Raw genomic sequence first — 14,983 nt, forward strand, 5'->3', positions numbered from 1 at the left:
AAAAGGGCACGGCGCGGCGGCCCCGACCGGGCGCCGACGGCCGCTCCCCGGACGGCGCGCCCGGCCCACCTGGCCGACCCGTCCCAACCGCCCACCCGACCGGGCCACCGCGTCCCTGGCGCGGAGGCGGGCGGGCGCGCAGCGTGGTGTGGAGGGGGCGAGTACGGGGGAAGCGCGTGCGGGGGGAGCCCGTGCAGGGGAGCGCGCGCGTAGGGGGGCGAGTCCCGCACCGAAGGCCCGGAGGTGTGACGTGATGGGCAGCAATCAGCTCTCCTCCGCAGGTGACGTCTCCCCCGCGGGCGGCGGCCGCGCCTCCCCCGCCCGGGAGCGCCGGATCGTGGTCGGGATCGACGGCTCCCCGCCGTCGAAGGCGGCCCTGCGCTGGGCGGTCGGCCAGGCCGTGCTCACCGGGGCGACGGTGCACGCGGTGGCGGCCTGGGAGTACCCCTCGCTGTACGGGTGGTTCGCGCCGATGGTGGACGACGGCTTCGAACGGATCGCCCGCCGGACGCTGAGCGCCGAGATCAACGAGGTCCTCGGCCCGGACCGCCCGGTGGACGTCCGGGAGAGCCTGGTGCTGGGCCACGCCGCCGAGGTGCTGCTGGAGGCCGCCGAGGGGGCCGACCTGCTGGTGCTGGGCAGTCGCGGCCGGGGCACCTTCGCCCGGACCCTGCTCGGCTCGGTGTCCACCCGGTGCGCGGTGCACGGGGTCTGCCCGGTGGTGATCGTCCGCGCCGATGGGACGGCCTCCCCCGCGGCCACCGCCCTCGGGGTCGAACAGCCGGCGCCCGGGGCCGTGCGCACCAAGGACTGGCAGCTCAGCCTGCACGTGGTCGAGGACGAGGACACCACCCGGGTGCACGCCGTGCTGGACGCCGACGGCAACGTGCTGCACAGCGACACCCGCGCCCGCCGCAACCCGCGCGACGCCCCGGCCCCGGCGGTCGGCGACGAGTTCGCGGTCGGCCGCGCCCTGGTGGACCTCGGCCACCAGTTGCTGCGCGCCGGCGTCCACGGCGCCACCGGGACCACGGAGGAGTGAACAACCCGGCCGGGGGTGGGAACCGGGCCGTGGCGTGAGCGGCGAGCGGCCGGGTACGCCATGCTGAATCACCGCTGAACCGCCGTACCCCCGTCCCTCCCCGACCGGAAGAGCCGCTCCCCGCCATGGACACCACGCCAGCCTCCGAGGCCCCCACCCCGGAGGCCGCCCCGGACTTCACCCCCGACGAGCGCGCCCGGGGCCGGGCACTGCGCCGCGCCCAGCTGCCGTGGGCGCTGGGCGGGCGGCTGGCGGGCCTGGCGCTCACCCTGCTGCTCGGCCTCACCCCGGCCGGCGCCGCCGTGGTGACCGCCGTCGGCGGCTGGTTCGGCGGCTCACGGACGGCCGGGGTGCTGGCCGGAGCGGCAGCCCTGGTGCTGCTCGGCCAGGCGCTGCAGCTGCCGTTCGGCGCCGGGGCACGGACCGTCCGGGCCCGGTACGGGCTGGTGACCCAGGGCTGGTCCGGGTGGGCGCTGGACGCCGTCCGCGGCCTCGCGCTCACCCTCGTCCTCGTCCTCCCGCTCGCGCTCGGGCTGTTCGCGCTGACCGCCTGGTCGCCGCAGCGCTGGTGGCTGCCGGGGGCGGGCGCGGCGGTGCTGCTGACGGTGGCGCTCTCCTTCCTCCATCCGCTGCTGATCGAGCCGGTGTTCAACCGCTTCTCCCCGATGCCCCCGGGGGAGCTGCGCACCGCGCTGCTGGCACTGGCCGAGCGGGACGGCGTCCGGGTGCGGGACGTCCTGGTCGCGGACGCCTCCCGCCGCACCACCGCGCTCAACGCGTACGTCTCCGGGTTCGGGGCGACCCGCCGGATCGTCGCGTACGACACCCTGCTGACCACCGCCGAGCCGCGCGAGGTGGAACTGGTGGTCGCGCACGAGCTGGGCCACGTCAAGCACCGGGACGTGCCGGTCGGTACCGCGCTGGGCGCGGTCGGCGCGGCCGTCGCGGTGGCCGTCCTCGGCCTGCTCGCCACCTGGCGGCCGCTGCTGGACGCCGCCGGGGCGGCGGACGCTGCGGACCCCCGGGCGCTGCCGGTGCTGGCGGCACTGGCGGCACTACTGGGCGCGCTGTCGGGGCCGGCGCAGTGTGCGGTGAGCCGTCGGATCGAGGCCAGGGCGGACCGGCACGCGCTCGAACTGACCGGGGACGTCGAGCAGTTCGTGGCGATGCAGCGCAGACTGGCCGTGGCGAACGTCTCCGATGTCGACCCGCCGAGGGTGCTTGAGCTACTGTTCGCCACTCACCCGAGTGCGACCAGCCGGATCGCCGCCGCCCGCGCCTGGCAGGCCGCACCGGAACGGCGGGCGCCGGAGCGGGGCGCGATCCCGGGCACATCTGTTGTATAGTGCAACAAATATCGAGGAGATAGGAACGCCGTGCCCGGCCGCCAGTCGTCCATCGAGACCATCCAGCGCGAGCTGACCGCCTTCGCCCGCCGCGCCCGGCACAAGGCCTCCCAGCTGCACCCCGACCTCTCGCTGGTCACCTACAGCATCCTCGACCTGATCACCGAGCGCGGCGGCTGCCGGGCCGCCGACGTGGCCGCGTACTTCATGCTCGACAAGTCCACCGTCAGCCGCCAGGTCACCGCCCTGGAGAAGCTCGGCCTGCTGGCCCGCGAGACCGACCCGGACGACCAGCGCGGCCAGATCCTGCGCGCCACCGAGGCGGGGCTCACCCTGCTGCGGGACGCCAACGAGCAGCGTCGGCTCTCCTTCACCGCGCGCTTCACCGACTGGTCCGACGAGGACGTCGCCCGCTTCGCCGACTACCTGGCCCGCTACGGCCAGGAGGGCTGACCGGGCACCGCAGGGGAGCGGGCGGAGCCCTGCCGGGAGGCGTGAGCCGAGCGCCGGCGGGGAGCAGGACGAACGCTGCCGGGAAGTGAGCCCGGCCGCTCCGGGTGCGCCCCGGCACCCCCACGGTGTACAGAGGAGGAGTGCCCCTCCGGCAGCGTCCCGATGCGCCGCACCCGCCGCCCGCGCCGCATCCCCCCGACCACCGCCGCGCCTGGCGGCCCGACCGCCGGGTGCTGACGGCGCTCACGCTCGCGCTGATCGTGCTGATCACCGTCGTCGACATCGTCTCCCCGCCGGACGTCCACCTCGGCCCGCTGCTGATCGTCGCGCCCGCCCTCACCGCCTCCTTCGCCGGCCCCCGGGCCACCGCCGGGGTCGCCGCGCTCGCGTTCGCCGCGCTGACCGTCATCGGCGCCGTCCGGGACGGCCTGACCAGCGCGAACATCGAGACCCAGCTCAGCGCGCAGCTGATCGTCTCGGCACTGATCGTCGGCCTGCGGGTGCTGCGCGAACGGCACGAGCGGGAACTGGCCCGGGTGCGCTCGGTGTCCGAGGCCGCCCAGCGGGTGCTGCTGCGCCCGCTGCCGGAACGGATCGGACCGCTGCACCTGGCCTCCGTCTACCTGGCCGCCGAGGCCGAGGCGCAGGTCGGCGGCGACCTGTACGCGGCCGCCCGCACCGCCACCGGTACCCGGCTGCTGGTCGGCGACGTGCGCGGCAAGGGCCTCTCCTCGCTCGGCGACGCCGCCCTGCTGCTCGGCGCCTTCCGCGCCGCCGCCCACCTGCACGCCGAACTGCCCGACCTGGCCGCCTACCTGGACGGCAGCGTCAGCTGGGACCTCGCCCAGCTCGCCGAACAGTCCCGGCGGGACCGGTGGGAGCGGCGCGAGCGGCAGGCGCTCTCCGCACTGCCCTTCCCCCCGCCCGAGGAACCCCCGGAGGAGAGCGGCGACTCCGGCGAGTCCTTCATCACCGCCGTGCTGCTCGACATCCCCGACGACGGCTCCCCGGTGCGCCTGATCGACTGCGGCCACCCTCCCCCGCTGCTGCTGCACCCCGACGGCATCACCGCCCTCGCCGCCCGCCAACCCTCCCCGCCGCTGGGCCTCGGCGAGCTCGCGCCGACGCGGTACGAGACGGAGACCTTCCCGTTCCGGCCCGGCGACCGGCTGCTGATCTACACCGACGGCGTGATCGAGGCCCGCGACGCCCAGCGGCGCTTCTACCCGCTCACCGAACGCGTCACCGCCTGGCGTGCCGAACACCCCGCCGCCCTGCTCCACCACCTGCGCCGCGACCTGCTCGCCCACGTCGGCGGCCGACTGAACGACGACGCGGCCATGGTCGTGGTCGAGCGGCTGCCGTGAGGGCGGCCGGCGAGCGCCCCGTGACGAGCGTCCTCGGAACGACGGCAGGCGGCCCTGTCGGATTGCCTTGTCACGACCCTCGTCGGGCCGGCCGCGGTGCCTCGGGCACGGCTCCCGGCCTGATCGCCTCCGGGCGCGTACGAGCCCGAGGCCGAGGCCGAAGCCCAGGCCGAGGAGGGCGGGCACGGCAACCGTCGCGGCGAGGGCGCGCGGGTGGCGGAGGTCGAACATGCCGGGGCTCCTTCCCGGGGCCCGGACGGCCCCGCTCGTGGTGCCCCAACGATGACCCCGGCCACCCCTCCCGCACATGTACCGAACGGCACATCCTGAGCAGCGGCACCCCCACGTCCCCCTGCCGATCGGCAGGGGCACACCGGCCGCGTCCACACGGTGGGAAGGAATCTCCCCACCCGTACCCGTACCCGCGGGCCCCCGGCAGGCCCTACGGCCGGCGGACGTACGGGGTCGTCGTGCTCACCCAGGCGAAGCCGAGGCGCTGCAGGATCGGCCGGCTCTGGTCGCTCGCGTCGACCTGGAGGTACTCGTAGCCGAGCTCGGCCGCGAGGCGGGCGCGGTGGGCGATGAGGGCGCGGTAGATGCCCCGGCCGCGCCAGTCGGGTGCGGTGCCGCCGCCCCAGAGTCCGGCGAACCCGGTCCCCGGGATCAGTTCCATCCTGGCGCCGCTGACCGGGCGGTCGCCGGCCATCGCGACGACCATGCTGACCGTCCCGACGCCGTGCCGCAGGTGGTCGAGCAGCCGCTCGCGCAGACGGGGGTTCTCGGCGCCGAAGGCCTGTGTGTGGGCGTCCATCAGCAGGTCCACCCCGGCCGGGTCGGTCACCGGGAGCAGCCGGACGCCCTCGGGCAGGGCGGCCTCGGCGGGCAGGTCCGCGATCCGGGCGAGCATCAGCGTCTCGTCCGGCTCCGGGGTGAAACCGGCCGCCAGCAGGCGGGCGCCGAGGTCGGCGGGGCGGTCGTGGGAGTAGGCCTTCCACTCGAACTCCAGCCCCAGTCCGGCGAAGTGGCGCACCTGCGCGGCGATCGCCGCGTCCGCCCCGGCCTCGTCCAGCCCGGACCAGACCACGCCGTTCCAGCTGTGCTCCGAGCCTACCTGCCGGACCACCGCACCGTCGCGCTCGACGCGGCAGCCGGGATCGGGCGGCGTGTTGCGCCGGATCCGGTCGTCGAACAGGGCAAGCATTTCGTCATGATCCATCCGCTCACTCCAGCACGGTCCGCGAGCGCGCACCATCGAGTTTCCGCGCCACCGGCTGCGGGCGGCGCCCCCGGGTCGGCTCCGGGCGGCGCTCCCCGTCCTGCCGCGGGCGACGGCCCCCGGTCTGCTCACGCTCCCCGTCCTGCCGCGGGCGACGGCCCCCGGCCTGCTCACGCTCCCCGGCCGACCGGCGGTCCGCCGCCCGGAGCCGGCCGGACCGGATCGCCTCGCTCGGCGCCTCCGCACCCATGATGGCGTCCAACAGGCTTCGCGCTTCGGCGAGTTCGTCCATCTGCCGGGTGATCCGGGCGCGTTCCCGGGCCAGACCGTCGAGCAGTTCGGGGCAGGTCGGGCCGGGAGGGCGCTGCCCCGGGCCCGGCAGGCCGTGGAGGATCTCGGCGATCACGGCGCTGTTGAGGCCGGCCGCGAGCAGGGTGCGGATCCCGCGGACGGTGTCGACGTCCGGCTCTCCGTACTCGCGGTAGCCGCTGGGGCGGCGCTCGGGCGTGAGCAGCCCCTGCTCCTCGTAGTAGCGCAGCGCGCGCGGGGTGGCCCCGGTGCGCCGGGCGAGCTCTCCGATCCGCATCGCGGACACCTCCTCGACGGACCGTCCACCGCGGGTCGCCACCGAGGCTCTCCACCGAAGCCCCCGTGACGTTTCGCCGTGCCCCTCCGCCTTGACTCTGCCGTCGGCGTGAAGGTCTAGCGTAACCGCCATGCCGAACGAACGATCTTCCTCAACCTCCCCTGCCCGCACCGCCGTTGCCGTGCTGGGCCTGGGCCCGATGGGCCGGGCGCTGGCCGGGGCGCTGCTGGCCACCGGCCATCCGGTCACCGTGTGGAACCGCACACCGGGCCGGGACGCCGAACCGCTCGCCCTCGGCGCGCGGTCGGCCGCGAGCCCCGCCGAGGCGGTGACGGGCTCCACCGAAGGAGCCACGGGCCCCGCCGAGGCCGGCGCCCCGCTCGTCCTGCTCTGCGTCCGCGACCAGTCGGCCGCCCGTGCCGTACTGGAGGCCGCCGGGGCGGCACTGCGCGGCCGGACCGTCGTCAACGCCACCTCGATCGCGCCGGGCGACGCGCGGGCGAACGCCGCCGACGCCGAGGCCCGGGGCTACCGTCTCCTGAACGCCGCGGTCCTCACCCCCACCCCGACCATCGGCCACCCGGAGGGCACCGTCCTGCTGAGCGGCGACGCCGAGGCCTTCGCCGCCCACGAGGCGACGCTGCGGACGCTGGGCACCGTGCGCCACGTGGGCGCGGACCCGGGCCGGGCGGCGGCCTTCGACGCGGCCCTGCTCGACCTGTTCTGGACCACCGTGCACGGCTTCCTGCACGCCCTCGCGCTGGCCCGCACCGAGAGCATCAGCGGCGCCGAACTCGCTCCGTACGCCCAGGGGTTGCCGCGCCTGCTGCCGCCGCTGATCGACCGCCTCGCGCAGCGCGCGGACGACCGCCGGCATCCGGGCGACCACAGCAGCCTCGCCTCCGCCGAGGCCGGGCTGGCGCACGTCGCGCACACCGCCCGGGCGCGCGGCCTGGACACCTCCGTCCTGGACGCGGCGCTCGCCGTCACCCGGCGGGCGGTCGGGGCCGGGCACGGGTCGGACGGGGTGTCCGCCCTGGTCGACCTGCTCGCCGGATAGCCGGGCAGCCAGGTAACCGGACAACCGAGCAGCCGGGAACCGGGCAGCCCGACACCCCGCCGACCGGGCCCGCTACTGCGCCAGGTACCCGCCGTCCACCGGCAGCACGACCCCGGTGACGAAGGAAGCGTCGTCGGAGGCGAGGAAGAGGACGGCCGCCGCGACCTCGGCCGGGTCGCCCAGCCGCCCCATCGGGTGCAGCTTCTCTATCGCCCCGAGGTACTCGGTGCCGCCGGGCTCGTCGTACAGCCGGGCGACCCGCTCGGTGGTGATGGTGCCGGGGGCGACGGCGTTGACCCGGATGCCGCGGTCGGCCCATTCGACGGCGAGGTGCTTGGTCAGGCCGGAGGCGACGAACTTGGCGGGCCCGTACACCGCCTGGCCGCGCTGGCCGGCCTCGCCGGAGATGGAGGAGAGGCAGACGATCGAGCCGCCGGGCCGGTCCTGCGCGGTCATCGCCTCGATCGCGTACTTGCAGGTGAGGAACATGCCGCGGCCGTCCACCGCCATCACGTGGTCCCAGTCCTCGGCGGTGGCCTCGGTGATCTCCATCAGCGGGATGATCCCGGCGTTGGCCACCAGCACGTCCAGCCGCCCGTGCCGCTCGACGGCGGCGGCCACCAGCCGGCGCGCGTCCTCGTCCCGGGCCACGTCGCCGACCACCGTGCTGACGGCGTCCGGGAACCGCCCGGCCAGCCGGTCCAGCCCGGCCTCGTCCACGTCGAAGGCGACCACCGACGCGCCCTCCCGGACGAAGCGTTCGGCGACGGCCCGTCCGATACCGCTGGCCGCACCCGTCACCGCACAGGAGCGGCCGGCCAGCCGCCCGCCCGCGGGGCTCCCCGCGTTCTCAGTCACCATGGCGCGACTCTACCCAGCGGGCGGCCACGCGTCGGGCGCCTTCGGCCGGTCCGCCGGATCCGACCGGTCGGCGGCTCAAAAGCGGCCCGGAGCGGGCCCGAGGGGTCGGAGCGGAGAGAAGCAGGAGCCGGCAGAAGGCCACCGACGACAACGGCGGCCGGGACCGTCGGTACGGTCCCGGCCGCCGCGCCGGCTCGACGGCGGGTACTACACCCGCGCGTCCGTCGCCAGGGCCTCCGCCACCGGAAGGTTGGGCTGCGGGTGGGTCAGCAGGTGCACGCCCGCCGCCAGCGCGCCGCCGACCAGCGGGGCGAGCAGGAACAGCCACAGCTGCGACAGCGCGTCGCCGCCCGCGAACAGCGCCGGGCCGAGGCTGCGCGCCGGGTTGACCGAGGTGCCGGTGAGCGGGATGCCGACCAGGTGGACGACCACCAGCGCGAGGCCGATCGGCAGCCCGTCGAAGCCGACCGCGGCCAGCCGGTGGGTGACCGCCAGGACGACGTACACCAGCAGGAAGGTGAGGATGACCTCGGTCAGGAACGCGCCGCCGGCGTTGATGTGCATCTGGGAGCGCTCGCCCCAGCCGTTGGTGCCGAGCTTGCCGTGGGTCTCCAGCCCCGGTATCTGCTTCGCCAGCAGCAGGACGAGCCCCGCACCCGCGATGCCGCCGAGCAGCTGCGCCACCCAGTACGACACCGCCGTGCGCCCGTCGATCCGGCGGGCCAGCAGGAAGCCGAGCGTCACCGCCGGGTTGACGTGGCAGCCGGAGATCGGGCCGAGCGCGTACGCGAGCGCCAGCAGCACGAAGCCGAACGCGAACGCGATGCCCACCGGACCGATCGCCACCCCCGCGAGCACCGCCGCACCCACTGCCAGCAGCACCAGCAGCAGGGTCCCGAGGAACTCGCCGATCACCGCCCGCCTGTCCGTTCCACCCATGCGCCTGGTCCTCCTGACCGTCAGGGCAGGCGGTCCGGTGCCGCCCACGTCCGGCCAACCCTGGTCGACCGTTCGAGGGACCGCATGTCGGCCGGACGGCGTAGCGCCGTGTTTACGGCGCGTCCGCCTGCCGAATTACTCCGAACGGATGAAACCGTACGGAAATGGCGCAGCCAATGCAAAACGGAAGCAAAACGGGCAGACAGGGACAGGGCGGGCGCCGTGTGCCTGTCAGACCGTCAGCACGATCTTGCCGCGCAGGTGCCCGCCCTCACTGACCCGCTGCGCCTCGGCCGCCTCCGCCAGCGGGAACACCCGGTGCAGCGGCAGCCGCAGGGTGCCCGCCTCGTGCAGGGCCAGCGCGGCCGCGTAGGCGCTCGTGTAGTAGGGCTCGACGCCCTCGGCGCCACCGGTGAACCGGACGCCGTGCTCCTGCGCGCCCTGGATGTCGGCGATCGTCAGCACCCGGTCCGCGCCGCCCACCAGCTCGATCGACAGCGGCAGCACCCCGCGCCCGGCCGCGTCCAGCACCCGGTCCACCCCGCCCGGGGCGGCGGCCCGCACCCGCTCGGCCAGGCCCTCGCCGTACGTCACCGGGATCGCGCCGAGCTCGCGCAGGTGGTCGTGGTTCGACTCGCTCGCGGTGCCGACCACGGTGATCCCACGGGCCCGGGCGAACTGGAGCAGCACGGTGCCCACCCCGCCGGCCGCACCGTGCACCAGCAGGGTCTCGCCGGGCCGCACGCCCAGGACGGCGAGGGCGCGCTCGGATGTCTCGGCCGCCGTCGGGATCGCGGCGGCCTCCGTCCAGCCCAGGGTGGCGGGCTTGTGGGCCAGCATCGCCGCGTCCACCAGCGCCCGCTCCGCGTAGCCGCCGCCCATCAGGGCGCCGAACACCTCGTCGCCGGGGGCGAAGCCGCGCACCTCGGCGCCGACGGCCTCCACCACGCCGGACACCTCGAAGCCCGGCACGTAGGGGAAGGAGACCGGGAAGAACCCGGCCAGCTCGCCGGTGCGCAGCTTGTGGTCCAGCGGGTTGACACCCACCGCGCGGACCGCGACCCGCACCTGGCCGGGGCCCGGGGCGGGCAGTTCGATGTCGATCGGGCGCAGCACGTCCGCGCCGCCGAACTCGGGGAAGGCGATCGCCTTGGTCATGGGAAGGTCCTTCGGTTCCAGGGGAGTTGTTGCCTCCGACGTCTTCCATCCTGCGACCGGGGCAACGGCAGCCCAGCCAGTCCTTCGGCCGGTTCGACCTGTCCGAACGGCCAGGCGGGCCCGGCGGCGCCCGAACTAGGCTGGACCGCATGGACACCACTGAGCCGCCCGGAACCGCCACGGGCACCGGCGGGACGGGCACGCGCACGCGCACGGACGGGGCGGGCACGGGCGATCCGCGCACGGACGGGACGGGCGCGGACGGGACCTGGCGCGACCGCTGGGGCCGCCCCGAGGACGCGCTCGCACGGGCCGTCGAGGTGCTGCGCGCTCCCCGGCCGGACCTCCTGCTGCGCCTGTCCGACGTGCTCGGCACCCTCGTCCCGCACACGGCGCTCGCGCAGCTCAGCGGCGTCTGCACGTTCAACCCCTCCCACAGCTACGGCCCGCCCGAACTCACCGCCGCCATCAGCACGCTGGACCTGTCCCGGCTGGCCGAACAGGCGGCCGCGACCACCTCCGCCGGCCGTCCCTGGCAGGGCGAGTCCGAACTCGCCGGACAGTCCCGGCCCGTCGTCGTCGTCACGACCACGCCGGGCAACGACAGCGGCGCCGTCCTCGTCCTCGTCCGGGCGGGCACCGAACCGGTCGCCCCCGGGGCACTCGCCGTCCTGCAACAGCTGTGGGACCTGGTCATCGCCCACTCCGACCACCGCGCCACCGACGCCGCCCCCACCCAGACCGCCGCCTCCCGCGCTTCCGCCAACGCCCGCGCCCGCGCCATCGCCGAGTTCACCGGCACCCACAGCGCCGCGCTCACCGCGATCCTGGCCCCACTGCGCTCGACCGGCCTGGACGACGCCACCGCCCGCCGCAACGCCACCGAACTGGCCGTCACCGCCCTGCTCGACCTGCGCCAGGGCGCCGAACTCGACCGCGCCCTCAGCGAGGAACCCGCCGACGCCGCCTTCGCCCGACTCGTGCGCGAACTGCGCCCGCTGCTGCGGCACACCCGGGTCCACCTCGACGTCGCACCCCCGCCGGAAGCCGACCGCTCCGTCCCGGCGGACGCCGCCCACACCGCCCGCGACGCCGTCCGGGTGGCCGTCCTGCTGATGCTGGAACAGGAGAAGCCGACCCGGCTGCACGTCAGCTGGCAGCTCACCGCCGACGGCCAACTGCGCGCCGTCGTACGCGGCGACGGCCTCGGCCTGCTCACCGCCGACGCCCTCACCGTCCACCGCACCGCCGACCGCATCACCGCCCTCGGCGGATGCCACGGCGTCGAAGCCGTCCCCGGCTGGGGCACCACCGTGACCGTCGACCTCCCGCTCGCCCTGCCCGAACCCGCCCTCGCCACCGATCCCCTCGACGGCCTCCAACCGCGCGAACTCGAGGTCCTCGACCAGCTCGCGCGGGGCCGCCGCAACCGGGACATCGCGGCGGCGCTCCACATCAGCGAGTCGACGGTGAAGTTCCACGTCGCCAACATCCTCGCCAAACTCGACGTCTCCTCCCGCGGCGAAGCCGCCGCCCTGGCCCACCGCGCCGGACTGCCCCGCGGCCCGGTCGGACTGCACGCGGCATCCTGAACACCCCTCCCCCACCTGAGGAATGGCCGACATGACCGACCCCACCACCCCGGGCCCGACCACCTGGGACCCGACCACCCCCGGGCTCCTGCGCCTGCCCTCCGGCCGCCTCCTGCGCGGCCGCGGCCTCAGCAAGCCCCTGCCGCCCGGCCCCCGACCCGACTTCGGCCTCTACCTGTTGGGCCGCCCGCCACACGTCGACTGGCCCAGCCGCTGGGTACGCTGGCCCGACTTCCGCCTCCCCACCGACCGCACGGACGCCACCGACGCCTTCCGCGAAGCCTGGGAACGCTCCGCCACCCAACGCGTCGAACTCGCCTGCGCCGGCGGCCGGGGCCGCACAGGCACCGCGCTCGCCTGCATCGCCGTCCTGGACGGCGTCCCGGCCGCCGAAGCGGTGGCGTACGTGCGGGAGCACTACAGCCGGCACGCCGTCGAAACACCGTGGCAGCGCAAGTTCGTGGAGCGGCTGGCCTAGGTCGGATGGGTAGCGTTCCAAGGATCTCGACCGCCAATCAGGTCACGGGCGGAACCGTCAACGGCGACGTGTACCGGGCTGGAACGATCGACCTGATCAAGGCCTCAGCACCCAAGGTCACTGCGGGCGCCTGAAGCCCCTCAGAGGTGCCAGGTGCGGGCCGCCGCCCAGGTTTCCAGGGGCTGCCAGTCGATGGTGGGGTGTTCGGTGTGCAGGGCGGCGGTGTCGATGGTGAGGCCGGGGGCCTGGAAGTAGCGGAACATCGTGGCGAGGTCCTCGGAGTGGGCCGCCACGACCGAGAGCGGCACCTGTTCGAAGCGGATGGGGCGGCCGCTGGCGGCGCTGATCGCGGCGGCGATCTGCTCGCCGGTGCGCCACTGGGAGGCGATGTCGATGCGGCGGCCCGTGTAGGCGTCAGGCCTGGCCAGGACGTGGGCGGCGAAGGTGCCGATGGTGTCGGCGGCGATCACGGGGAGTGGGACGCCGGGGAGCATGGGGAGGTGGAAGACGCCGTCGCGGAGGGACTGGAGGGTCCAGTCGTTGGCGTAGTTCTCCATGAAGGCGGCCGGGCCGAGGACGGTCCAGGGCAGGCCGAGGCCGGCCAGGTGCTGTTCGATGCGGTGCTTGCTGTCGAAGTGCGGGATGCCGGTGGAGCGGTCGGCGTTCGCGGCCGAGGTGAAGACGACGTGCCGGACGCTTCCGACTGCCCGGGCGGTGTCCAGCAGGGCGGTGGCCTGGCGGACTTCGACACCGAGGTCGGTGCCGAACGGGGTGGACATCGCGAACAGTGCGCCGGTGCCGTCGAGGGCGGTGGCGAGCGAGGCCGGGTCGTCGAAGTCGGCGCGGGCCAGTTCGGCGCCGAGTGCGGCGAGCTGGGTGGCGGCGGGCGAGCCGGGGTTCCGGGTGAGGGCGCGGACGGGGCGGCCGGCGCGGAGGAGGGCGCGGGCGGTGGCGCCGCCCTGGGCGCCGGTGGCGCCGGTGACGGCGACGGGGAGGAGGCGGGCACGGGGGGCTGCGGACTCAGTTATCTGCGTCATGCAGACAACATAGGGAAAGATCTCTGCGTGGCACAAGCAATTATCGGGCAGCCGGTTACCCTTCCCCCATGACGACGACCCGCGACGAACTGATGGCCCGGCTGTGGCCGGTCTCGCGCCGCTACCTGGCCTCGTACGTGCTGTTCAATCAGGCCGTCGCCGACCACCTGGGCATGCACCCGACCGACGTCCAGTGCCTCAACCTGCTCACCCTGGAGGACGGGCCGGTCACCACCGGCCGGATCGCCGAACTCACCGGGCTGACCAGCGGCTCGGCCACCCGGCTGGTCGACCGGCTGGAGAAGGCCGGGCTGGTCGCCCGGCAGCGGGACCAGGCCGACCGCCGACGGGTGCTGGTCGCGGTCCTCCCCGAGGCGCTGGAGCGCTTCGGGGAGGTGTGGCGCGAGCTGTCCACCGACTGGGCGGCCGTCTTCGCCGAGGACAGCGAAGCCGAACTCGCCTTCCTCCTGCGGCACATGAACCGCACCGTCGAGCTCAGTCACCGCCAGGTCGCCCGCCTGGCGGCCATGGAATCGGGCGAGCCGGGCGGGACGGGCCGCTCCTGAACCCGCCCGGTCAGGCCTCCGGCGGCGCCGGCAGGGCGCCCAGCGCGAGAACGCCGCCCGGGCCGCCCCGGTAGACGGTCCCACCGGCAGCGGCCAGCGAGATCCGGCCGACCTCCTCCGAATCGTCCTGCCAGCGCATCCCGCCCGTCGATGGATCGAACGCCCACAGCCGGCCGTCCCCCGACCAGGCGTAGACGCCGTCCTCGGTGGCGACCATGGCCGGGGTCCCGCCCTTCCGACCGGCGAAGGTGTTGGCCTTCCAGACCCAGTCGCCGGTCGTCGTGTCCAACCCGAACAGACGGTCCCCGCCGCCCATGTAGACGGTCCGACCGGCGGCCGACAGGGGGCAGCTCAGCTCCCCGTGCTGGACGGACGCCCAGAGCTGCGCGCCGGTCGCCGGGTCCAGTGCGCCGACGATCGTGGAGGCCATCGTCTCCGGGGGCGAGGAGACCAGCAGGGCGTCCCGCTGGACGGTCAGTGGGCCGCTGACGACGAGGTCGCGCTCCCAGAGGCGCTCGCCGGTGCGGGCGTCCAGCGCCAGGAGCCCCCTCGGCCTCCCCGCCGCGTACACGGTGCCGCCGCCGAGGGCCAGAGCGGCCGAGACGCCCGCCGGGCCGGTCCAGCGCGGCGCGCCGGTGGCCAGGTCGTAGCAGCGCACCGAGCTTCCGTACACCGCGAACACGCTGCCACCGCCGACGGCGGGGCCTTGCCGCCACCCGCCCTCGGACCAGTCGGGCAGGGCGGCCTCCCAGCGCTGCTCCCCCGACGCCGCGTCCAGGACCCGCAGACGGGTGTCGGTGGCCACGCACACCACGCCGTCCCCGGCGGCCGGCGGCCAGCCGCCCGGGGCAGCGGCGGCGTCGGGTGTGCTGACCGTACGGCTCCAGCGGACTTCGCCGGTACGCGGGTCGAGGGCGCGCACGCAGCCGTCGAAGCCGGAGGCGTAGAGGCCCTGTCGGCGGTCGGCGGACAGCACGAGCCGCCCGCTCGCGGCGGTCGTCCGCCAGAGTCGCGGGCCGTGGGAGCTCTTTCGGCGGGCCCACTCGTTGACGCCGGCGGCGGCCGCGAGGGCGCCCAGGGCGGCGGCGCCCGTCAACAGCCGCCGGCGGTTGACCAGGCGCCGGGCCGGTGGCGTCGGCACACGGTCCGGTGCGGCTTCCCGCACGTCCTCCGGCACCGCATCGCGCACGTCATCCGGCACCGCATCGCGGGCCACGTCCGGCACCGCCTCGCGCGCCTCGTCCGGCACGGCGTCCCGTCTCGCATCGTCGTTCACGCCAGA

Annotated in this window: 14 protein-coding genes and 1 pseudogene; 8 read left to right on the forward strand and 7 right to left on the reverse strand. The window is 75.4% G+C overall.

Annotated features, from left to right (window positions below; translation table 11 throughout):
* The first annotated feature begins 253 nt into the window (after positions 1-253).
* The 4 genes from ACFVXH_RS05155 to ACFVXH_RS05170 all read left to right on the forward strand — a co-directional run bounded on the left by ACFVXH_RS05155 (position 254) and on the right by ACFVXH_RS05170 (position 4,208).
* A complete protein-coding gene (locus tag ACFVXH_RS05155) occupies positions 254-1,042 on the forward strand; it encodes a universal stress protein (RefSeq protein ID WP_387820281.1) in 789 nt (262 codons plus the stop codon).
* A gap of 125 nt (positions 1,043-1,167) precedes the next feature.
* Positions 1,168-2,388 carry a M48 family metalloprotease gene (locus tag ACFVXH_RS05160; protein ID WP_387820283.1) on the forward strand — a complete coding sequence of 407 codons (1,221 nt, stop codon included), beginning with the start codon at positions 1,168-1,170 and terminating at the stop codon, positions 2,386-2,388.
* A gap of 30 nt (positions 2,389-2,418) precedes the next feature.
* Entirely contained in the window at positions 2,419-2,841 is a 423-nt protein-coding gene (locus ACFVXH_RS05165) for a MarR family winged helix-turn-helix transcriptional regulator (RefSeq protein ID WP_049651037.1), read from the forward strand.
* A 230-nt stretch (positions 2,842-3,071) separates the two neighbouring features.
* A complete protein-coding gene (locus ACFVXH_RS05170) occupies positions 3,072-4,208 on the forward strand; it encodes a PP2C family protein-serine/threonine phosphatase (RefSeq protein WP_049651038.1) in 1,137 nt (378 codons plus the stop codon).
* 442 nt (positions 4,209-4,650) lie between these two features.
* Here ACFVXH_RS05170 and ACFVXH_RS05175 read toward each other — a convergent pair whose 3' ends face one another.
* Positions 4,651-5,424 (reverse strand): GNAT family N-acetyltransferase, encoded by a 774-nt coding sequence (locus ACFVXH_RS05175; RefSeq protein ID WP_387820285.1) that lies wholly within the window; start codon positions 5,422-5,424, stop codon positions 4,651-4,653.
* A gap of 223 nt (positions 5,425-5,647) precedes the next feature.
* Positions 5,648-6,010, reverse strand: a pseudogene (locus tag ACFVXH_RS05180) (MerR family transcriptional regulator); the annotation flags it as partial.
* A 130-nt stretch (positions 6,011-6,140) separates the two neighbouring features.
* On the opposite strand from ACFVXH_RS05180, the gene ACFVXH_RS05185 reads away from it, so the two are divergent.
* Complete coding sequence (locus ACFVXH_RS05185) at positions 6,141-7,070, forward strand: NAD(P)-dependent oxidoreductase (RefSeq protein WP_387820287.1); 930 nt, start codon at positions 6,141-6,143, stop codon at positions 7,068-7,070.
* A 72-nt stretch (positions 7,071-7,142) separates the two neighbouring features.
* Here the strand turns inward: ACFVXH_RS05185 and ACFVXH_RS05190 are convergent, their stop codons facing one another.
* From ACFVXH_RS05190 to ACFVXH_RS05200, 3 genes are all read right to left on the reverse strand, one after another.
* On the reverse strand, positions 7,143-7,931 hold the full coding sequence (locus ACFVXH_RS05190; protein ID WP_387820289.1) for an SDR family NAD(P)-dependent oxidoreductase: 789 nt from the start codon (positions 7,929-7,931) through the stop codon (positions 7,143-7,145).
* A gap of 207 nt (positions 7,932-8,138) precedes the next feature.
* Positions 8,139-8,870, reverse strand: coding sequence for an MIP family channel protein (locus ACFVXH_RS05195; protein ID WP_049651042.1), 732 nt, complete (start codon positions 8,868-8,870; stop codon positions 8,139-8,141).
* Positions 8,871-9,101: 231 nt separating this feature from the next.
* The gene (locus ACFVXH_RS05200; protein WP_074004170.1) at positions 9,102-10,028 is read right to left on the reverse strand and encodes an NADP-dependent oxidoreductase; all 927 of its coding nucleotides are present in this window, start codon (positions 10,026-10,028) and stop codon (positions 9,102-9,104) included.
* A gap of 149 nt (positions 10,029-10,177) precedes the next feature.
* On the opposite strand from ACFVXH_RS05200, the gene ACFVXH_RS05205 reads away from it, so the two are divergent.
* Both ACFVXH_RS05205 and ACFVXH_RS05210 read left to right on the forward strand, forming a co-directional pair.
* Entirely contained in the window at positions 10,178-11,620 is a 1,443-nt protein-coding gene (locus ACFVXH_RS05205) for a LuxR C-terminal-related transcriptional regulator (protein WP_387820292.1), read from the forward strand.
* Positions 11,621-11,651: 31 nt separating this feature from the next.
* A complete protein-coding gene (locus ACFVXH_RS05210; RefSeq protein WP_074004169.1) occupies positions 11,652-12,098 on the forward strand; it encodes a protein phosphatase in 447 nt (148 codons plus the stop codon).
* Positions 12,099-12,238: 140 nt separating this feature from the next.
* Here ACFVXH_RS05210 and ACFVXH_RS05215 read toward each other — a convergent pair whose 3' ends face one another.
* Positions 12,239-13,135 carry an NmrA/HSCARG family protein gene (locus ACFVXH_RS05215; protein WP_387820294.1) on the reverse strand — a complete coding sequence of 299 codons (897 nt, stop codon included), beginning with the start codon at positions 13,133-13,135 and terminating at the stop codon, positions 12,239-12,241.
* Between the two features lie 68 nt (positions 13,136-13,203).
* Here ACFVXH_RS05215 and ACFVXH_RS05220 point away from each other — a divergent pair, with 68 nt between their 5' ends.
* Positions 13,204-13,701, forward strand: a complete 498-nt coding sequence (locus tag ACFVXH_RS05220; protein WP_049651046.1) for a MarR family winged helix-turn-helix transcriptional regulator — start codon at positions 13,204-13,206, stop codon at positions 13,699-13,701.
* Positions 13,702-13,711: 10 nt separating this feature from the next.
* On the opposite strand, the gene ACFVXH_RS05225 is transcribed toward ACFVXH_RS05220, so the two are convergent.
* Positions 13,712-14,977: a PQQ-binding-like beta-propeller repeat protein gene (locus tag ACFVXH_RS05225; RefSeq protein WP_387820296.1), complete on the reverse strand. Its 1,266-nt coding sequence runs from the start codon at positions 14,975-14,977 to the stop codon at positions 13,712-13,714.
* Positions 14,978-14,983 lie beyond the last annotated feature (6 nt).

It is taken from the genome of Kitasatospora sp. NPDC058184 (assembly GCF_042883725.1).
GTDB lineage: Bacteria > Actinomycetota > Actinomycetes > Streptomycetales > Streptomycetaceae > Kitasatospora.